The following is an 18,772-nucleotide window of genomic DNA, read 5'->3' as shown; positions in this document are numbered from 1 at the left end:
GAGTCACATCCTGATTCGAGGAACCACTAGCCCCTTAGTGCGCCGCGCATCCAACGCAGAACACTGGGCATCGCCCACCCGGCGGCGATCAGATGCTCGCCGGGCACGGGCAGGTAGTCCACCGTCGCTCCCCTGGAGCGCCAGCTCTCGATGAGCGCGGTCACGCCTTGCTCGGGAACGAACTGATCACCCATGAACCGGTCACGAGATCCGTGGTACAGCAGAATTGGCATCGTCGGAGCCGTGGCGCCGGGTTTGTTCGCGGCGATTACGTCCTGTGCGATCTCGGATTCGAAAGGCGATGGAATGGCCGCCAATACATCCAGATCGATGCGTGCCACCCCGGCCGCTGCCAACGGCGGCTGCGACAAATCCTTGATCAGCGTCGTCATATAGAAGGCGAAATCGCCAAAGAGCCCAACCATGCTGGGGTATTCGCGTGCCTGCCCGATCGTGGCCGCCGCGAATAGCCCAGATCCCAAGGCGCCGTTCATACTGCGGTATAGCAGGGCGTAATCCGTCGGCGTCCCGCCTGCGACCGCACCGCTGAACCTCAGTTCTGGCGCGTAGGCCGGCTGCTCCTGCGCGGCCCACACCGTCGCGATGGCACCGCCGCTGTACCCATCCATCACCATCGGGGATTCGATAAGGTCTGGGCGTATTTCGTGCATTCCGCGAACCGAGTCCAGTACGGCATGTGCAGCCATGATGCCCGCCGAGTAGGCCATCCGCGGGCCCTCGTGGTCGGGTACGAGGACCGCGTAGTTTCGCGCCAGAAGCAGCGGCGCCAGTGGCGGCACGTCTACGTACATGCCTCGCTCGATCCGGTAGGACGGCGCGGACTTGAGACCCAGGGAGTTGATCGGCTGGTTGCGCACCACTACCGGCCGGGCGCCCGCGCCACGCCATGGGCGCTTGGGCTCGATCAGCGTGGCCGTTACCGGCACGGCATTTCCCGCGGTATCGGTGGATCGGACCATGAACCGTTGAAGAGTGGCTCCAGGCAAGGGGATACGCGGCCACACCTGGTGCGTGCGAACGATCTCGCCGTTGGCGCGGTTGCTGAGGTCACCCGGGTCCGAGTAGAAGCTGGGCCCCGGGATGGGCGACGGCAAGATGGCGGCGTGCCGATCGGCACGCTGTTCGTCGGTCAACCTGCGCGCCGCCCAGCTGTTGAGCCGCCGCACCACCGAGGGGCTGCGCAGAGCCGCGGCCGAGCCCGCGATCCCAGTCACGGCCGTACCTAGGCCGGCCAGTGCGGATCCACCGAGAACGGCGATGGGCTTCTTTGCCATGCGATTCCTCCTGCGTCCAGCACAGCGTAGATCCGCGGCGACGCCCACCGAATAGGCGCCCATGTACTCCGCGAGGCTACTTCCCTGTCAGCATCGATCGCGCGCCGACAAGGTCGTCGGGTGCGCCGCATGGACCTTGAGTTTGTTGACCCGGGCACCGCGCACGCGGATCCGATCATGACTATCGACCGGTTGCTTTGGAGTTCTTGGCTATTCAGAGAAGCTCCTGGATGCGGACCGTACAGCCGGCAGGATCACGGAAGGCGCAGTCTCGAGAACCCCAGGGCTGATCGGTGGGTTCCTGCATGACCTCGGCGCCGGTAGCCTGCACACGCTCGAAGAGTCCGGCGAGGTCGTCGGTGGCCAGCATGATGCTCGCATAGGTGCCCTTGGCCATCATTTCGGCGATGGTCTGGCGCTCGTCATCGGTGACACCCGGGTCGGCCGCGGGCGGTGTCAACACGATGTTCATGTCCGGACGTCCGGCGGGACCGACGGTGATCCAGCGCATGCCCTCATATCCCACGTCCTTGCGGACCTCGAATCCGAGGGCGTCGCGGTAAAAGGCCAGGGAGGCCTCGGGATCGGTGTGTGGCAGGAAGCTCGCATTGATTGTGATGTCCATGCCGGACACGCTAGCCGCGCCTTTCGACGGTGGCTTCTTGATTCCTGATCGGTCTGGTGACGTGCTTGGCGACGCAGGACGGAATGCCCGCCACGTGCCCGTCAGTGCGGTCTCGGTACACACTGGGCGGGACTCCGACCAATTCGGTGAACCGGGTGCTGAAGGTTCCGAGCGATGAGCAGCCGACCGCGAAACAGACCTCGGTCACGCTCATATCCGCGCGGCGCAGCAGCATCATTGCCCGCTCGATCCGTCGCGTCATGAGGTAGGAGTACGGCGATTCCCCGTAGGCGCTCTTGAACTGCCGACTCAGGTGCCCGGCCGACATGTGGGCATCGCTGGCCAGCTGTTCGACATTCAGTGGCTGCGCGTACTCGCGGTCCATCCGGTCACGCACCCGGCGAAGACGCGCGAGATCACGCAGACGCTGCACGTCACCCGCACTGGTCACACTGCGGGATTCTATCGGCTAGATCAGACCCAGCAGGCTGATATCGGCGGCGTACTTGAGGATCAGGTCCTTGGTGACATGCGGGATCTCGCCGGGAGCCTGGCCCAAGCCACCGACCTTCGCCTCGCGTACGGCTCCGCTGAATTCAGCTGTCGGGAGCGCACTTCCGTCGATTGCCGGCTGCGGCTTCTGGTACATCTTGAGCAGCGGCAGCACGGATTGCTGGCGCTGCTGCTCGGGCAGTCCCTTGAGCGCTGTTTCGAAACGAGTGAGCCATTGGCCGTAGTCGTCGATCCGCGCGATCTTGTACCCGGCCTCGATGAGCCAATCCACGAACGTGTCCATCGAGACGCCGTCATGGTGGGGGTTGAACACATCGAAGCTGCGGTAGTCGTCCGTCACGTTCACGCCACCGATCGCGGTGATGGATGCGGCCGTGAAATCGCCGGGAACACCGTCGTAGTGCGCCCGCTGACGGTTACCGTCCGCATCCAGTTCGTAGAAACTCGTCGGTGCGACGCCGGTGAGCAACAGGCTCTGGATGGTGCGGGTGAACACATCGGTGACGTTCAGCTGACCGTGGTAGTCGCTGTGCGCAAGGATCATGTCGGAGCGGAATACCCGCACCGGCAGCCCGGCCAAGTCGTGGGCCTCACGCAGGAGCACCTCGCCCGCCCACTTCGAGTTGCCATACCCGTTGGCGTAGCCGTCGTTGATATGGCGCTGTGCCGACATGACACGGACATCGGAATCTTCCTCGAACTGGGTCACCGGAATCTGGTCGGCGATGCCGACCGTCGACAAGTAGGTGACCGGCTTGAGCCGTTGGGATATCGCCAGTTTGATGATCTCGGCGGTGCCCGCCACATTCGGTCCGAACAGCTGGCTGTACGGAAGCACGTGGTTCACCAACGCGCCTGAGTGGACGATCAGATCCACATCGGCGGCCAACTTCTGCCAAACATCTTGGGGCAGACCCAGATCCCGGTCACCGAAATCACCAGCGATCACTTCGAGGCCCTGTTCCGCCAACCGATGGTAATGGGCCGACAGCTTGGGGTCTCCCGATTCGTAGACGGCATCCAGCCGCGCACGGGCGGCCGCGGCATCGGAGCCGCGGATGAGTGCGTACACCTTGCCGCCATGGGGCACCAGTCGCTCGAGCCAATCCAGCACCAGCCAGCGTCCGAGCCAGCCGTTACCACCGGTCACCAACACGGTCTTAACGTCCGTTGTTGGTGGCTGGACTGCCTTGGCCGCCTTCAATAGTGACTCGTCGATGAACTTATCCAGGGTGAGCTCGGCGGCATTGATAACCGTCGCGTCCCTGCCGTGGACCGACGCGAAGGTCGGCTGCGTCGCGCCGCCCGAACGCTGCGCCTCGATATGCCGGGCAATCGCGGCGAGATCGTTCGCGACGCTGTTGATCACGCCGACCGGAACGTCCACCTCGAAGATGTCACGCAGTAGCTCGGAGTAGGACAGCGCCGAGAGCGAGTCGCCTCCGAGGTCGATGAACCGCACATCGGGGGCCAGGTCGGAGGAGGATGCCCCCAGTAGTGCCGCCGCGGCATCGGTCACCGTATCCAGAACCGGACGGCTGGCTGCCTCCCGCGCAAGCTCACGCAACCGCTCGTTCTGGCTTTCAGCCAGTTGGGCGTACAGCGCCTCCAGCCGCTCGCCGTAATGCTCCTTCAGCTTCGGACGCAGCAGCTTGCGCGCATCCGACAGCAGACCGGATTCGACGGTGAACGGCACCGTCTCGACGATGAAGTCCCGGGGAATTTCGTAGGACTGCAGCTCCGCGCCCTTGGCGACCTGCTGCAGAGAATCCTGGATCAGCGGTTTGAGCGCGTCTGGTGAATCTACATATCGTTCAAGAGCTTCCGGTGTGGGTACCACGACCGCCAACAAGAACGAACGCTCGCTGTTGCCGTACACGAAGATCTGCCGAACCAGCGGGCTGCCGGTGTACGCGGCCTCCAGCTTAGACACGGCGACGAACTCGCCTTGGGCGAGCTTGAGGACGTTCTTGACGCGGTCCAGGTACTTGAGGTGGTCCGGTCCCAGCTCGGCGACCACGTCGCCGGTCATGTAGAAGCCGTCCTCGTCGAAGACGTCGGCAGTGGTTTCCGGACGCTTGTAGTAGCCGGGGAACATCGTCTCCGACTTGATGCGCAGCTCACCCCGGGGATGCGGGGAATCCGTTGTGAAGTAACCGAGTTCAGGAACATCCACCAGCTTGTATTCGGTGACGGGCGGACGCTGCAAGACACCGTCGCGCCACACTGCCCCGGCTTCGGTCGAACCGTAGCCGTCGAGCATCGCTACCTGCAGCAGCGATTCCATGAAGTCGTTCATCTCGGGAGACAGTGGCGCGGAACCGGATCCGGCGCTGAGCACGCGACCACCGAAATCCTCTTCGCGGATGCGCACCTTGATCTGCTCGGCGATGTCCGCATCGCTTTCGCCGGGGGCAAGCGAGCGATCCAGCTCGGCCTGGTAACGCTGAAAGACCATCTCCACCACACGCGGTACGAACAGCACCTCGGTAGGACGGATGAGTGCGATGTCCTCGAAGAATGTAGAAAGGTCACTGGAGGCGATGTAGTAGGCCGTGCCGCCTCCAGAGAGCGTGCCCATCAGCGTGAGGCGTCCCGCCAGGTGGCTCATCGGCATGAAATTGACGCCTACGCCCGGAATTACCGTGGTGGTGAGCCACTTCTTCTGCCAGAGGTTGGCCACCAGCCATTGCGGGTACATCGCGCCCTTGGGGGTGCCGGTGCTGCCCGAGGTGTAGATGAGCAGGCGTAGTGCGTCGGGGTCCTCGCTGGGCTGTGGTGCGGCGGCGAGCTCGCGACCGCGCGCGATGGCGTCACCGAGAGGATCGACGGTGATCTCCCGGCCGGCGTTCTGCAGTCGCTCACGCACGGCACTCAGTGCTTCGCGCTGGCGGTCCACCTCTGGGTGGTAGTCGAACACCGAGAGCAGGCGCACCGATGGCGTCGCGAGTAGCGACTCCACCGCCGCGTCGAGGTACTCGATGCTCGCGGCGAAGACGGTGGGCTGCGTTTCTTCAAGAATTGCGTTGCGCTGCTGTATCGAGGCCCCGGTCTGCAAGGGCACTGAGACGGTCCCGAGCCGAAGTCCCGCAACATCCAAGGAGGCAAAGTCCGTGCTGGTGAAGCCGAGCTGGGCGACAAAGTCGCCATCGCGGATTCCCTGCTCGTGCCACGCGGCGGCGATGGCCTCGGCCCGATTCCACAGTTCGCGATAGGAGGTGGTGACGTACTCAGGCTTCAGCACGAGGTCGGTCACGCCGTTGTCGTCGGTCACCAGCTCCACTGCGCGGTGCCCGAGCGCCGGGCGATCCCCGTAGCCCTCCAGCAGTCGCCGGATCACTTCCACGAGCGGCAGGCCGGGTTCATTGACCGCATCAGTCACTGCGTCGTCAGGGAGGAGCCCCTGCAGCTGCGGGTCGTTCGACACGACCTTCGCAACGCGTCGTTCCAGTTCCTCATGCCCCGTGTCCCCTTGTCCCGCAAGATCAGGCGTCGTCGTGGCGGCAGGTGTCGAGATCGTTTCAGTCATGCCTAGATACCTCGGAGATCGGCGTTAAGTAAGTGGGAGGGCACCGTTGCCCACCTGATAAAAGTACATACCTAAGCTAACTATTCCCTGTGAGCCCACGTTCTCCACCTGCCCGGAATGGACATTCATGCTGGTCTGACCGGCATGAACGAGTCCAGATGCCGTCTCGGCGTGAGGAGTGTCACTGTCGCAGCGGGCGATTCCCAGATGTGACCTCGGTGTAGCGCAGTCGACTGAAGCGCAGCTGCGCCCGAAGCTTGATGCAGAACGGACAACCAGGCCTCAGTACAGGACGACCTCATCCGACGCCGGAAAGGGCTTCGTCATGATCCATGTCTACACCGGCTTCCCTGCGGTAATGCCCGGCTTGAGCGTGTAGATGCCCTCGATAGCGATGACGACGGCGCAGCGTGGATACTTCATGCCCCGTTCCTCCGCGAAGGCAACGGCATCATCGAATGCCGGCCCCGAGTCGTGAATGCAGGCAGAGCCGACGAACCGGTAACCGTCCAGGGCGTCGCGGTCGATCACCGCGACGGAAACCTTTGATCCGGCAAGGATGTTGGCCAGGGTCTGCCCGCCGGTGTTCTCATTGAAGATCAGAGATCGCTCGTCGCGCACCCGCAGGGAACGTTTGGGCCCGATATTGGGGGTCGTGCCGTCACTCACCGTCGCCAGCACCGCCAGTTGGGAACCAAGCATCCGCTTCATCTCATCGGTGAGCGTGGGCATTATGTACGCGTCCTCCTGGAATGGTTGTACTGGAACGAGATTCGGTATGGGTGGTGGCGGCGTGCAGGATCGGGCGGTATCGAGCAACCGCCTCGTCGCACCGGCCGGAGCCGCACGCATCAGCACCGAGAGCAGGTGCAGCAGATCCTCGGCAACCGTGAGCCGGCGCTGGCTGGTCCGCAGGATGTGCGCCGCGGAAACCTTGTCACCCGAGGCGATGGCTTGCGCTATCGCAACTGTTTCAAGCCACGATGCATTCAGGGGCTCTCGATCCGTCGAATAGTTTCGGGGCACCGAACTATATTATTCGTTGTGCCTAACTACGTCCAGTGCCCGTTACCCCGGCGGCGCATCATCCCGGTCGTGCCTTTCCCGGGGTGTGGTCGCCTCCCACACGTCAACGCAACCCCAATCAGCCGACATCCCCGTACTCGTCGAACCAGTACGCGAGCTTGCCCCGCCTACTCACGGCACGGAGGCGCGACTCTGTCAAAGCCCGGGTCTTACTGGTGGTGACGATCATCAGTTCGTCGTCCGACTCGATCCGGGTGTCGGGCAGCGGAACGAACGTGTTGCCCTGCCTGATGATCAGGGTGACGACTGCCGGGTCGGGCAACCGTAGTTCGAGGATGGTCACGTTGCGCAGGTGAGATCCCGGTTGCACCTTCATGGTCAGCAGCTCAGCATCCAATACATCCAAAGGCGCTGCCTCGACTTGGATCTCACGGGTGGTCTCCCGAGTGATCAGCCCCAGCAGATGTGCGACGGGCCGCAGGCTCGGTCCCTGGATGAGGGTGAAGACCACTACCAAGACGAACACGATGTTGAGCAGGCGGTAACTGTCGGGCACACCCTCCACGATCGGGAAGGTCGCGAGCACGACGGGAACCGCACCACGCAGTCCGGCCCAGCACAGAAAGGCCTGCTCGCGCCACGGGATACCGAATCCTGCAAGCGATCCCACTACGGACAGCGGCCGGGCCACCAGAAGCAGAACGAGCCCCACGACGATCGCGGGTACCAGGTCACCTAACAGCTCGCTGGGATTGACCAGCAAGCCGAGCAGGACGAAGAGGCCTATCTGCGCCAGCCAGCCGAGCCCCTCGGCGAACGACCGGGTGGCAGACCGATGCGGCAGACCGGAATTGGCCAGCACCACCGCGGCCAGATAGGCAGCGATGAAGCCACTGGCGTGCACGCTGCCGGAGGCCGCGAACGCGACCAGCCCGATACCGAATGTCGCGATCGGGTACAGACCCGACGCGGGCAGGGCAACGCGGCGCAGTGCCATGGCCCCGAGGAACCCGGACACCAAACCAATGGCCGAACCCGCAAGCAGTTCGTAGACGATCTGAATCACGGCGCTTTTCGGCTCGAACACGAAGGGCACAACGCTGAACATCAGGACGAGAATCACGGCGGGGGCGTCATTGAATCCGGACTCTGCCTCCAGTAGTCCGGCGACCCGGCGCGGCAGTGGTAGCACCCGCAAGACCGAGAACACCGCCGCGGCATCGGTGGACGACACGATGGCGCCCAACAACAAGGCCAACTGCCAATCCATACGCAACAGCACATGCGCGCCGACCGCGGTCACCACCGTGCTGATGACGACACCGGCGGTGGCCATCGCGCCGGCGGGCGCTAGCACCTTGCGGATATCGGCGAACCGTGTGGTCAAACCACCCTCGACGAGGATCACCGCAAGCGCCGCGGTGCACACGTTCCGAGCCAGTTCCACGTTGTCGAACTCAACGCCAAGCCCGTCCTCCCCGAGCACCACCCCTACCAGGAGGAAGAACAAGAGGCTGGGGAATCCGATGCGCGTCGCCACCCGGGTACCGACGATGCTCGCGAGCAGCACGAGCCCGCCAATGAGCAAAGCCAGGTATAGCTGGTGCAAGCTCACGTTGTTCCCCGTCGATCGAGTCCGATTAATAGGGCACGATAGCGGGGTGGCGGAACGGAAGATGCGAGTCGCGATTGCAGGCGCGGGCAAGGTCGGCCGTTCCGTTGCGCGCGAGCTGCTGGACTACGGCCACAAAATCCTGCTGATCGAACGCGAGCGCAGTAACTTCGAACCGCAGGCAGTGCCCGAAGCGGACTGGCTCAACGCCGATGCGTGCGAGCTGGACACCCTGGAAGACGCGGGGATCGAAACCTGTGATGTCGTGGTCGCTGCCACCGGTGACGACAAGGCCAATCTCGTCGTGGGCCTGCTGGCCAAGACCGAGTTCGGCGTGCCCAGGGTCGTCGCCCGTATCAACGACATCCGCAACCAGGGGCTGTTCGGCCAGGCCTGGGGTATCGACGTGGCGGTTTCCACACCCGGCGCCATGGTGGCGGGCATCGAGGGCGCGATCGACATCGGTCACCTGGTACGTCTCATGGGGCTGCGTGAGGGAAGCGCGGGTCTAACGAAACTGACTCTGCCCCAGGACAATCCCCTAGTGGGACAGCGTGTGGCGGACCTGGAACTGCCGCCCAACACCGCATTGGTCACCGTGATTCGGAACGGAGCCGTCGTACTGCCCAAGCCGGAGGACGTCCTGGAGGCCGGCGACGAGATGCTCTTCATTGCCAACAGCGCCGTTGAGCACGCGATTCGTGCGGCGATCCACGGAGCCGAGATGGCACCCGACCGGTAGGTCGACTACGGGCTGAGCAGGGCCAGTTCCTCGCGTGCCCGCCGCTCGACCAGCAGCGGAACGTAGTCACGCAAGGGGCTGTCGTCGAAGCGGGAGTGTTCGGCACGAACCACCGCCTCCACGACGTCGCGAGTCAGGTTCGGATGTCGACCATGCAGCTGCTCCACGAGGTCGCCGATCCCTGCCCGCTCACTGAGTACCGCCACAGGGACAAAATTTGCACTACGTTTACAGTTTCGTCAACTGCGAGTTTTAGCGCGATAGGCGATCAGCCAAGCACCCGACCTAGGGCTTTGTACACTGTGGTGACGGACCCAACGGAGGTGGATGTCACGGTGCAGATCAACCGTAATTCGTTGATTACCTGCGCATTTCGTGGAGGCCCTGTCAGCAGCTCGACGACCCGATGAGCACCGCGACCGTCGTCGGCGGCGGCCCCAACGGGCTTGCCGCAGCAATTACCCTCGCCCGTGCGGGGATCTCTGTCACTGTGTTGGAGGCCACTGATGAACCCGGGGGTGGATGCCGTTCCTCGGAGATGCTCGCTCCCGGGCTCGTCCATGACCACTGCGCGGCTACCCACCCGATGGCCATCGGGTCTTCCTTCTTGACCAGTCTGGATCTGCCCCGTCACGGCGTGCGCTGGCTCCTGCCCGAGATCGACTGCGTTCACCCGCTCGACGACGGAACTGCAGGCGTCCTACACCGGTCGGTCGATGACACGGCCGCTCTGATGGGACGCGACGGTAATCGTTGGCGCGCGCTGTTCGGCTATCCCTCGCGGCATTTCGAGACTCTCGTGGAGGACATCACGGCGCCGCTATTGAGGGTTCCCCATCACCCCGTCCAGATGGCCCGATTCGGACTGCCGGCGGCCCTGCCCGCGTCCACCATCGCGCGTCTATTCCACACCGAGTCGGCCCGCGCACTGTACGGCGGTGTCGCCGCGCATGCCTTCCGTCCATTGCACTATCCGATGACGGCTGCGGTCGGACTAGGAATCATGACGGCCGGGCATCGGTACGGCTGGCCGGTCGTCTCCGGCGGCACCGGTTCCCTGGTCCGGGCCATGACCGCAACCCTCACCGAGCTGGGCGCATCGGTGCACACGGGGGTTCGCATCGACAATGCCGCACAACTGCCCGACGCCGATCTGACGCTATTCGATCTCGAACCCGGCTCCGTCGCAAAGATTCTCGGCGATCGGCTGCCCGCAAGAATCGCCCGTGCGTTCATGAGGTTCCGGCACGGCCCCGGCGCCTTCAAGGTCGACTTCGCCGTCGACAGCGGGGTTCCGTGGACCGCCCACGAGGCCCGCCATGCCGGCACCGTCCACCTCGGTGGCGCCTACGCCGAGGTCGCCGCCACCGAGCGGCAGATCCATGCCTGCGTCATGCCGGAGCGCCCCTTCGTCCTTGTCGGTCAACAGTATTTGGCCGATCCGCAGCGCTCAGCTGGCGCTATCCACCCGCTCTGGACATACGCACACGTGCCCTTCGGTTACGCCGGAGATGCCACCGAGGCGATCATCCGTCAGATCGAACGATTCGCACCCGGTTTCCGCGAGCGCATTGTCGGCACGGCGGTGCGCTCGACGACGGAGATGTCGGTGTACAACGCCAACTACGTGGGTGGGGACATCATGACGGGCGCCAAGGACATCCGACAGCTGGTTTTCGGTCCTCGTGTCGGGTTCACCCCCTACAGTCTTGGCGCGCCGGGGATGTTCATCTGCTCGGCGGCTACGCCGCCAGGCCCTGGCGCGCACGGTATGTGCGGTGTGCACGCCGCGAATGCCGCGCTCAAACAGCTGCGGTGAGTAATACCCGGGACGCGAGACCGGTTGTGCACCAGGGTGGGTCAATGAGCGCTGACCGCTGAGCTCTTCGCGTCGACATCGATCTGCAGGGTGGACCCGTCTCTGTGCACTAACGCCACCTGCCACACCAGCGCGCCATCATGATTGACGTCGATCTCCATCTCGGACAAGGTGCTACCGGGATCAGCACCGGCAGCAGTCTGTAATGCCTTGCGGGCATCGATCTTGGCCCCCTCCACCTTTGCGACGTCGTCACCGGGGGTGTCGGTCTGTTTTTGCCGCACAACCTGTTTCCCGTCCGCGCCGACGATGACCTTGAATTCGTCGCCGTGGGCCGCCACCTTCACTTCCAGCACGCGCTGTCCGTTGTCAGTTTCTGTCTCCAAGTCGAACGGACGGCCACCGGGCACCGCCGCAGCCGCCGTCTGTAAAGCCTGCCGCGCTGCGATCACGGGGACCCCTCTACCGGCGGCCACCTGCGCCGACGTGCTACCGGTTGTAGTCGGCAACTCCACTCCAGCACTGCCCGCTCCCAGGTCACCGGTCTGGGCGTGGGCGCAGCCACCGAGCAGTGCCAGCGCGACTACCCCCACGCCCTCGATTCGCGGTGAACACCTCATCTCCCCAGGCTGCGTCCACGTGCAGCAACCTGTCAAGGAACACCGGCGCGGTCGTCGCTCCGCCCTTTGCGAATCATGTGGCCGGACAACCAGTTAACGGACTATCTAATACGGCCGAAGTGTGCGGAGACCGATTCTTCAACATCGCCCACAAAAGGCGAGGCCGGCGTATGGTTGACATCGTAAACAAAAACATCGCGCGTGAGAATCCGACACGGAACGAGGTGAAAGCAATGATCATCCTCGGAGCGATCTTGTTGGCCGCCGGTTTCATCCTCGACATCGGGTGGCTTTGGACCGGCGGAGTTGTACTCATCGTCATCGGCCTGGTGCTGATGGTCGCGGGCCGCATGGGACACGCCGTCGGTGGCCGCAGCCACTACTACTGATTTGCCGGTTGAAAGAGCAGGAGAACGCCATGCGATACGCCGGAATACTGGTGGCGGTGTGGTTGATTGTGGGGGCGATCGCCGTCGCTCAACGCGGATACTTCACCAACAGCCCACAAACCTGTGCCAGCGCGGGAACAATCGCGCTGACCGTGCTCGCCGGTCCTCTCAATTACGCGGGACTCAATCCAACAGTCAGTCAATGCAACATCCCGCAACCAAGCCCCTGACCGCCGCCGCTGAACCGCTCAGCCGGGCTCTGCTCGGATCGCGGTACCCACTCGAACCAGCACGTCGAGTTGCGCAGGATTGAACAGATCCAATAGTGCTCTGGCCACGGTGCGTTCGGCGAACTGTTGACCGCGGGGAGCGTCCGCGGTCGAGTTGAGCATCCCCGGATGATCGGCGTACAACTTGCGGGTCTGCAGAGACATCCGCTCGGCCAGATCGGCGCGGGTCTGCTCGTCAGCGTCAGCCGACAGGTTTTCCAGCTCGTGATCGAGGTCGCGGTCTTGCTGGTCCAGGAACATCCCGATAAAGGCCTGCAGCCCAACAGGGCCAAGCACCCTGGACATGACGAAAGCCAGCGAGCGGTCAGTGTCGGAGAGGTCCATATTGACGGCCGCGGAGCCGAATTCGGGCGGCAGATCAGCCGCCACCTCGCTGGCCAGTATCTGCCCGAGCTCGTCGCGCACCCGCTGCAGCCGCTCGATGGTGGCAGCCAGCTCCGCATCGAGCGCGCGCAGTGCCTCGCGCGGGTCCTCGTTGGCCTCATCCATCTCCGCGATCTGCTTCAGGGAGAGGCCCAGACCCGTGAGGCGTTTGATCTGCAGGACCCGTACCAAATGCGCGACGCCATAACTCTTGTAGCCATTGGACCAGCGTTCGGGCTCGGTAAGCAGGCCGATGTCGTGATAGTGGCGCACCGCGCGCAGGCTGATGCCGGCGAGCTCGGCAAGCTCTCGCGTGCTCCAACCCACGCTCACTCCTCCTGCATCCCCTGGCATAACTCCCACTCGACACTATGCCGCTACGGCATGGTCAACACACGAAACCCTCGCCTCATCAGCGACTACTCGACGCGTGGCACCATCCGGTTTGCCACACATTCGCGTTAGGGTAGCCGAAGAATTCATAACGGTGCCTACTAGCTGGTAATTTTCGGGTTTCACGCTCATCACGCAGGGATATCGATCTGTTGCTGGGCGTGCTTGGCGGTGCTAACTTGGTCCCGTGCAGACCACCGCCAGTGCGCCCCCCGTGCCTGGTGGATTACGTCGCCAGCTGCTCCGATCGGTGTTCATCACAGCGCTGTTCATGGCGCCCGCCCTGATCACACGGATCGGTGGGTTGCACCCGAACCCGGTAGCAGCTCTCGTGATCTACGGTGCCGCGGTGGTGGCCGCCAGTTTTGTCTTGGCGTGGGCGGCAGAGGCCGCACAGATCGACGTCTCCGGTGGCCTCGCGATCGCGGTGCTGGCTTTGATCGCGGTACTGCCCGAATACGCCGTCGATCTCTACTACGCCTACGTCTCCGGCCAGGTCCCCGAGTACAGCCAATACGCCGCGGCGAACATGACCGGCTCGAACAGGTTGTTGATGGGGCTGGGCTGGCCCGTCGTCGTTCTCATCGCACTCGCGGTGGCCCGCAAGACATCCGGACGCTCCACCCACCTGCTGTCATTGGAGCCGTCCAACCGCATCGAGCTTGGGTTCCTGCTCATGGCGGGCGTGGTGGCGTTCGTGATACCGGCGAGCGGCCAGATTCACCTCGTGCTGGGCATTGCACTGCTGGCGTGGTTCGGGTTCTACCTGTTCACGATCAGCCGCGGCGAAGCCGAGGAACCGAACCTGGTGGGCACCGCCGCAGCCATCGGGATGCTGCCCAAGCACATGCGCCGCAGCACCGTTGTCACGATGTTCATCCTCGCCGCATCGATCATCCTGTTGTGTGCTGAGCCCTTCGCCAACAGCCTGGTAAGCGCCGGAACACAATTGGGTATCGACCAGTTCCTCCTGGTGCAGTGGCTCGCACCGCTGGCGTCAGAAGCACCCGAATTCATCATCGCCGCGATATTCGCCGCCCGCGGCAAGGGAACGGCAGCCATCGCCACGTTGATCTCGTCAAAGGTCAACCAGTGGACACTCCTGATTGGTTCACTGCCGATCGCCCATCTCGCGGGCGGCGGCGGGTACTCCTTGATGCTCGATGCCCGTCAAGTCGAAGAAACCCTGCTGACCGCAACGCAAACCATGATGGGCGTGGCTCTGATCCTCGCTCTGCGGTTCCACCGCGGCACGGCATGGGCGCTACTGGCGCTGTTCGTGATCCAGTTCCCCATCACCTCAACCCACGGCCGGCTCATCCTGTGCGGTGTGTACGGCGTCTTGGCGATCGCCGGCTTGATCGTCAACCGCCGGCACGTCATCGCGACAATTCGGGCACCCTTTAGCAGGTCAGCGACGCGGCAGTTGACTGTGCCGTAGCGGCATAGTTTCTCCTGGTGTTACTTCGCTACACCGAGAGGACCGCACATGGCGCTGCCCGAGCTCATCACCGTCGAGGAGTTCTTCGATCCGCCGGTTCGCACGTCCGCGTCGATATCACCGGACGGAACCCGGATCGCGTACCTGGCGCCACGGAAGAATCGCCTCAACGTATGGGTGCAAGCCGTCGACGGCGACAGCACGACCGAAGCACAGTGCGTCACGCGCGACGAGACCCGCAGCGTCACGGGATTTCTCTGGGTCAACGACCCCCGCTGGCTGCTGTACGTGCAGGACTCCGGTGGCGACGAGAACTGGCACCTGTACCGGGTGGACCTGGACGACGCGGACGCTCCGGCTGTCGATCTGACGCCGTATCCCGGCGTGCGGCTGCTGGGTCTGGAGCAGCCGCACGGCCGTCCCGGGAAGTTGTACGTCCAGCTGAACCGCCGCAGGATCGACCACATCGACCTCTACGAGCTCGATATCGCATCCGGTGAGCTGACCATGCTCGCAGAGAACCCCGGCGACGTCATGGCCTGGTTCTGCGGCCCTCATCATGAAGTCTTCACGCAATCGCTGACACCTGAAGGGGATATCGAGTTCTCTCGATACGAGTCCGGGGCGCTGGAATCTCTCGTCGTATACGACGGTGCGGACTACCCGGTCGGCATGCACCCGACCCAGATGACACCGGACGGTACCGGGTTGTGGATGGGTTCCAGCCGCGACACCGATCGCACGCGTCTGGTCCGGCTCGACCTGGCCACCGGTGACGAGACCGTACTCGATAGCCACCCGGCGTTCGATCTGTCCGCTGCCCTCGGCCTGGCACCAGCCCTCATCCGGCACCGGAAGACTGGCGAGCTGCTAGCCGTTCGTTATCTCGGCGAGCGGCAGGAAATCCGGGTCCTCGATCCGGATTTCGCTCCGGTGCTCGAGAAGCTCCAGGAGCTCTCGGATGGCGACCTTGCGGAGATCTCCTCCGACGAGGACGGCCAACGCTGGGTAGTCAGTTTTACCCATGACCGGGATCCCGGTGTCACCTATCTCTACGACCACGAAAAGGGCGAAAGCAGGCAGCTGTTCCGTCCGTACCCGCACCTGGATCCGTCGTCAATGGCACCCATGACGCCGGTGACGATCGCCTCGCGCGACGGCTTGGATCTGCACTCATACCTGACTCTGCCCGTTGGTGTGGAACCCGCAGGGCTCCCACTGGTGTTGGTGGTCCACGGTGGTCCGTGGCACCGTGACAGCTGGGGATTCGATCCGTCGGTGCAGTTACTTGCCAACCGCGGATACGCGGTGCTGCAGGTCAACTTCCGCGGATCCACCGGCTATGGAAAGGCCTTCACGAAGGCGGCCATCGGTGAATTCGCGGGCAGAATGCACGACGACCTGATCGACGCCGTCGACTGGGCGGTCAAGCAGGGCTATGCGGATCCGAGCCGGGTCGCGATCTTCGGCGGCTCGTACGGTGGGTACTCCGCGCTGGTGGGCGTCACCTTCACACCCGACGTCTTCGCGGCCGCCATCGACTACGTCGGCATCTCGAACCTCGCCAATTTCATGCGGACCCTGCCGCCGTTTGTGCGGCCGAACCTGACCAACAACTGGTACCGCTACGTCGGCGATCCCGCCGTAGCCGAGCAGGAAGCCGACATGCTCGCCCGATCGCCCATCAGCAGGGTGGATCAGATTCGCACCCCGCTGCTGGTTGCGCAGGGCGCCAACGATGTTCGCGTGGTCCAGGCCGAATCCGACAACATTGTGGCGGCACTACGTGCTCGTGGCGTCGAGGTCGAATACATGGTTAAAGAGGACGAGGGGCACGGGTTCCTGAATCCGGAGAATCAGATCGACCTGTACCGCGCGACCGAACGATTCCTGGCCCAGCATCTGGGCGGACGGCAGGTACGGTGACCGAGGTTTCTGAGCTCTCCGAGGGGTCCGAACGCAAGCCCACGCTGCTCGAACAGGCCGGTGGTCTACCCGGCCTCATCTACGCCGGTCTACCGAGTGTGACGTTTGCTCTGGGCAACAGCGCTTTTGGTTTGTCCGGAGCGATCTGGATATCCATGGCGACCGCGGCGGCAGTTGCCGCTTGGCGGTGGTTGCGCAACCAGCCGCTACAACCTGCGATCTCCGGGTTGTTCGGGGTTGCGATCTCGGCGGCTATCGCCTATCAGATCGGGTCGGCCAAAGGCTTTTTCCTCATGGGTATTTGGACCAATCTCATCGCCGCAACGGTCTTCCTGGCCTCGGTGCTGGTGGGCTGGCCGCTTGTGGGAGTCATCTGGCACGGTGTCACCGGCACCGGGCAGCGCTGGCGCGAAGACAAACCGTCGCGGTTTGCCTACGCGGTGGCGACGCTGGCCCTAGCGGCGGTATTTGCGTCCAGATTCGTTGTGCAGGAATGGCTGTATACCCAGGACTCAGTGGGATGGCTGGCCTTCGCACGTATCGCCATGGGCTACCCGCTTTTCGGCATGGCGCTCCTGGTGGTCATCTGGGCGGTTCGGCGTTCGAATAGGCGGGGATCTCACTCTGATTCAGCCAGCGCGGAAGGCGATCGCGGCCGATGAGTTCACACTTACTGGTCGCGGCCAGCACCTGGGCCTGACGGGTGAAATCCTGATTGCTGACGACTAGGGCGCGGGTGCAGTCGTAGTGCCGCGCGCCCGCTACGACCTCTTGAACAGCCCTGACGCCCACCGTTTTCGAGTAACGCTTGCATTGGACGGCAACGACATCGCGCCGACTCGTGGCTATCAAGTCAACGCCGTAATCGCTGGATGCGGGAGTGGTCTCGATATGCCATCCGGCGCTGTGCATACGGGCCGCGACAAACGTCTCGAAATCGAGGCCGGACATCTCGTCGATCTCGGAAAGCCCCGACAGCGTTGTGTACCTTCGTAGTCGGGCCTCATACCGGCGCCGAACAATCGCGTCGCCGAGTCCTCGCAGACCCCATCCCATACCACGCAAGATCAGGTACACGGCATAGGGCGACGCCAGATAGCCGACCTGCGCCAAGGCCGCGAGCGCTGGGTCCCCCGTGTTGCGGTACACCAGAGCACCCGGCCACACGGTCAGCGCGATGACCGGCCCCGCCAACACCATGATGATCAGCGCGACCAACGCGCCCGACAGGCGCCGCCGCATACGAGCAGCCCTCCGTCTGAAACGCCGCAGCATCATTGGATGAACTTTAAGCCAGCCCTCCGACACCGGGGCGTTACTGGTGCCCGCGTGCGCGGTGCCACGTCACCGCTGGCACGTAGGGCACCAATACGCCACGCGCGGCATGGCCTGATCGCGTGAGATCCTGGTTCCGCAACGGCGGCAGGGCTTTCCATGTCGGCCGTAAACCCACAGCTCGCGGCCGGGGCGCGGGTCACCGGTCGTTGTCCTGCGGTGGTTGTCCTTGTTCGCATGCAACAACACATGGGCACGCTCGACGAAACCCGCGGGATCAGCCAGGACTCTCACCGCAGTTGTGGGCAGCAAGCCGGCCAGAAAGCACAGTTCGTTGCAGTACACGTTGCCGATGCCCGCCATGACCCTCTGGTCGAGAAGTGTCGCACCCAGCTCATCATCTGCCCGCGCCATGAGTCGCTCCAACGCGACGGCAGGATCCCAGTCTGCCCCAAGCAAGTCCGGGCCGAGATGACCCACGATGTCGTTTTCCCGCCCCCTCTCGACCACATTCAATACGCCCAAGCTGATTCCGAGAGCCACTGAGTCGTCTGTCCTCAGTACCGCTCTGATTCGATGGTCCCACGTGGGTACGGGCCCCTGGGCGGACACGATCCGCCAGCTGCCATCCATCTTCAGATGCGAATGAATGCTGGCCCAGCCGACGCGAATGAACAGATGCTTTCCGCGCGCAACCACGTCGTCAACGCGTTCCCCACTCACGTCGACGGTTGCGAAGCGTGGAACGCGGATATCGCAGCCAGTGAGTACCCGACCGGCCAGTGCATCGGCCAGACGCTGCGCCGTTCGGAAAACCGTGTCGCCTTCTGGCATTCCGATGCCTCCTCGCGCTAGCCGTCACAGGCTACCCAATCCCGCGCCGAAGCGATAGCACACCGGCCGATGCGCAAAGG

At 63.7% G+C, this 18,772-nt stretch carries 18 protein-coding genes; 7 read left to right on the top strand and 11 right to left on the bottom strand.

Going from position 1 to position 18,772, the window contains the following annotated elements:
• Positions 1-26 precede the first annotated feature (26 nt).
• From AC5Y5C_RS01250 to AC5Y5C_RS01225, 6 genes are all read right to left on the bottom strand, one after another.
• Entirely contained in the window at positions 27-1,295 is a 1,269-nt protein-coding gene (locus tag AC5Y5C_RS01250) for a lipase family protein (protein ID WP_499968292.1), read from the bottom strand.
• 214 nt (positions 1,296-1,509) lie between these two features.
• Positions 1,510-1,920, bottom strand: a complete 411-nt coding sequence (locus tag AC5Y5C_RS01245; protein ID WP_499968290.1) for a VOC family protein — start codon at positions 1,918-1,920, stop codon at positions 1,510-1,512.
• Between the two features lie 10 nt (positions 1,921-1,930).
• Positions 1,931-2,371, bottom strand: coding sequence for a helix-turn-helix transcriptional regulator (locus AC5Y5C_RS01240; RefSeq protein WP_499968288.1), 441 nt, complete (start codon positions 2,369-2,371; stop codon positions 1,931-1,933).
• An 18-nt stretch (positions 2,372-2,389) separates the two neighbouring features.
• Positions 2,390-5,962, bottom strand: coding sequence for a carboxylic acid reductase (car, locus tag AC5Y5C_RS01235; RefSeq protein ID WP_499968286.1), 3,573 nt, complete (start codon positions 5,960-5,962; stop codon positions 2,390-2,392).
• Positions 5,963-6,298: 336 nt separating this feature from the next.
• Positions 6,299-6,694 carry a pyridoxamine 5'-phosphate oxidase family protein gene (locus tag AC5Y5C_RS01230; RefSeq protein WP_499969274.1) on the bottom strand — a complete coding sequence of 132 codons (396 nt, stop codon included), beginning with the start codon at positions 6,692-6,694 and terminating at the stop codon, positions 6,299-6,301.
• Between the two features lie 412 nt (positions 6,695-7,106).
• On the bottom strand, positions 7,107-8,603 hold the full coding sequence (locus AC5Y5C_RS01225; protein WP_499968284.1) for a potassium/proton antiporter: 1,497 nt from the start codon (positions 8,601-8,603) through the stop codon (positions 7,107-7,109).
• Between the two features lie 61 nt (positions 8,604-8,664).
• Between AC5Y5C_RS01225 and AC5Y5C_RS01220 the strand changes: the two genes are divergently transcribed.
• Positions 8,665-9,342 carry a potassium channel family protein gene (locus AC5Y5C_RS01220; protein WP_499969272.1) on the top strand — a complete coding sequence of 226 codons (678 nt, stop codon included), beginning with the start codon at positions 8,665-8,667 and terminating at the stop codon, positions 9,340-9,342.
• A gap of 5 nt (positions 9,343-9,347) precedes the next feature.
• On the opposite strand, the gene AC5Y5C_RS01215 is transcribed toward AC5Y5C_RS01220, so the two are convergent.
• Positions 9,348-9,548: a three-helix bundle dimerization domain-containing protein gene (locus tag AC5Y5C_RS01215; protein WP_499968282.1), complete on the bottom strand. Its 201-nt coding sequence runs from the start codon at positions 9,546-9,548 to the stop codon at positions 9,348-9,350.
• 200 nt (positions 9,549-9,748) lie between these two features.
• On the opposite strand from AC5Y5C_RS01215, the gene AC5Y5C_RS01210 reads away from it, so the two are divergent.
• Complete coding sequence (locus AC5Y5C_RS01210) at positions 9,749-11,161, top strand: phytoene desaturase family protein (RefSeq protein WP_499968280.1); 1,413 nt, start codon at positions 9,749-9,751, stop codon at positions 11,159-11,161.
• A gap of 41 nt (positions 11,162-11,202) precedes the next feature.
• Here the strand turns inward: AC5Y5C_RS01210 and AC5Y5C_RS01205 are convergent, their stop codons facing one another.
• On the bottom strand, positions 11,203-11,781 hold the full coding sequence (locus tag AC5Y5C_RS01205) for a PepSY domain-containing protein (protein WP_499968278.1): 579 nt from the start codon (positions 11,779-11,781) through the stop codon (positions 11,203-11,205).
• A gap of 233 nt (positions 11,782-12,014) precedes the next feature.
• On the opposite strand from AC5Y5C_RS01205, the gene AC5Y5C_RS01200 reads away from it, so the two are divergent.
• Entirely contained in the window at positions 12,015-12,170 is a 156-nt protein-coding gene (locus AC5Y5C_RS01200; protein WP_499969270.1) for a DUF6131 family protein, read from the top strand.
• A gap of 29 nt (positions 12,171-12,199) precedes the next feature.
• The gene (locus AC5Y5C_RS01195; RefSeq protein ID WP_499968276.1) at positions 12,200-12,400 is read left to right on the top strand and encodes a hypothetical protein; all 201 of its coding nucleotides are present in this window, start codon (positions 12,200-12,202) and stop codon (positions 12,398-12,400) included.
• A gap of 18 nt (positions 12,401-12,418) precedes the next feature.
• On the opposite strand, the gene AC5Y5C_RS01190 is transcribed toward AC5Y5C_RS01195, so the two are convergent.
• Positions 12,419-13,177 (bottom strand): helix-turn-helix domain-containing protein, encoded by a 759-nt coding sequence (locus AC5Y5C_RS01190; RefSeq protein WP_499968274.1) that lies wholly within the window; start codon positions 13,175-13,177, stop codon positions 12,419-12,421.
• A gap of 226 nt (positions 13,178-13,403) precedes the next feature.
• Here AC5Y5C_RS01190 and AC5Y5C_RS01185 point away from each other — a divergent pair, with 226 nt between their 5' ends.
• From AC5Y5C_RS01185 to AC5Y5C_RS01175, 3 genes are read left to right on the top strand one after another with little or no spacing between them, the layout of a single operon-like run.
• The gene (locus tag AC5Y5C_RS01185) at positions 13,404-14,657 is read left to right on the top strand and encodes a calcium:cation antiporter family protein (RefSeq protein ID WP_499968272.1); all 1,254 of its coding nucleotides are present in this window, start codon (positions 13,404-13,406) and stop codon (positions 14,655-14,657) included.
• A gap of 48 nt (positions 14,658-14,705) precedes the next feature.
• The gene (locus tag AC5Y5C_RS01180) at positions 14,706-16,583 is read left to right on the top strand and encodes a S9 family peptidase (protein WP_499968270.1); all 1,878 of its coding nucleotides are present in this window, start codon (positions 14,706-14,708) and stop codon (positions 16,581-16,583) included.
• Positions 16,580-17,245: a DUF3159 domain-containing protein gene (locus tag AC5Y5C_RS01175; RefSeq protein WP_499968268.1), complete on the top strand. Its 666-nt coding sequence runs from the start codon at positions 16,580-16,582 to the stop codon at positions 17,243-17,245. The genes AC5Y5C_RS01180 and AC5Y5C_RS01175 overlap by 4 nt, the downstream gene beginning before the upstream one ends.
• Here AC5Y5C_RS01175 and AC5Y5C_RS01170 read toward each other — a convergent pair.
• Together AC5Y5C_RS01170 and nei2 are read right to left on the bottom strand one after the other, a co-directional pair.
• Positions 17,166-17,825, bottom strand: a complete 660-nt coding sequence (locus AC5Y5C_RS01170) for a restriction endonuclease (RefSeq protein ID WP_499968266.1) — start codon at positions 17,823-17,825, stop codon at positions 17,166-17,168. The genes AC5Y5C_RS01175 and AC5Y5C_RS01170 overlap by 80 nt on opposite strands.
• Before the next feature lie 102 nt (positions 17,826-17,927).
• Positions 17,928-18,692, bottom strand: coding sequence for an endonuclease VIII Nei2 (gene nei2 / locus AC5Y5C_RS01165; protein ID WP_499968264.1), 765 nt, complete (start codon positions 18,690-18,692; stop codon positions 17,928-17,930).
• Between the last annotated feature and the right edge of the window lie 80 nt (positions 18,693-18,772).

It is taken from the genome of Mycobacterium sp. NGS15 (assembly GCF_059813245.1).
The sequence above is the reverse complement of the archived record's forward strand: the minus strand, read 5'-3'. Positions and strand labels throughout refer to the sequence as shown.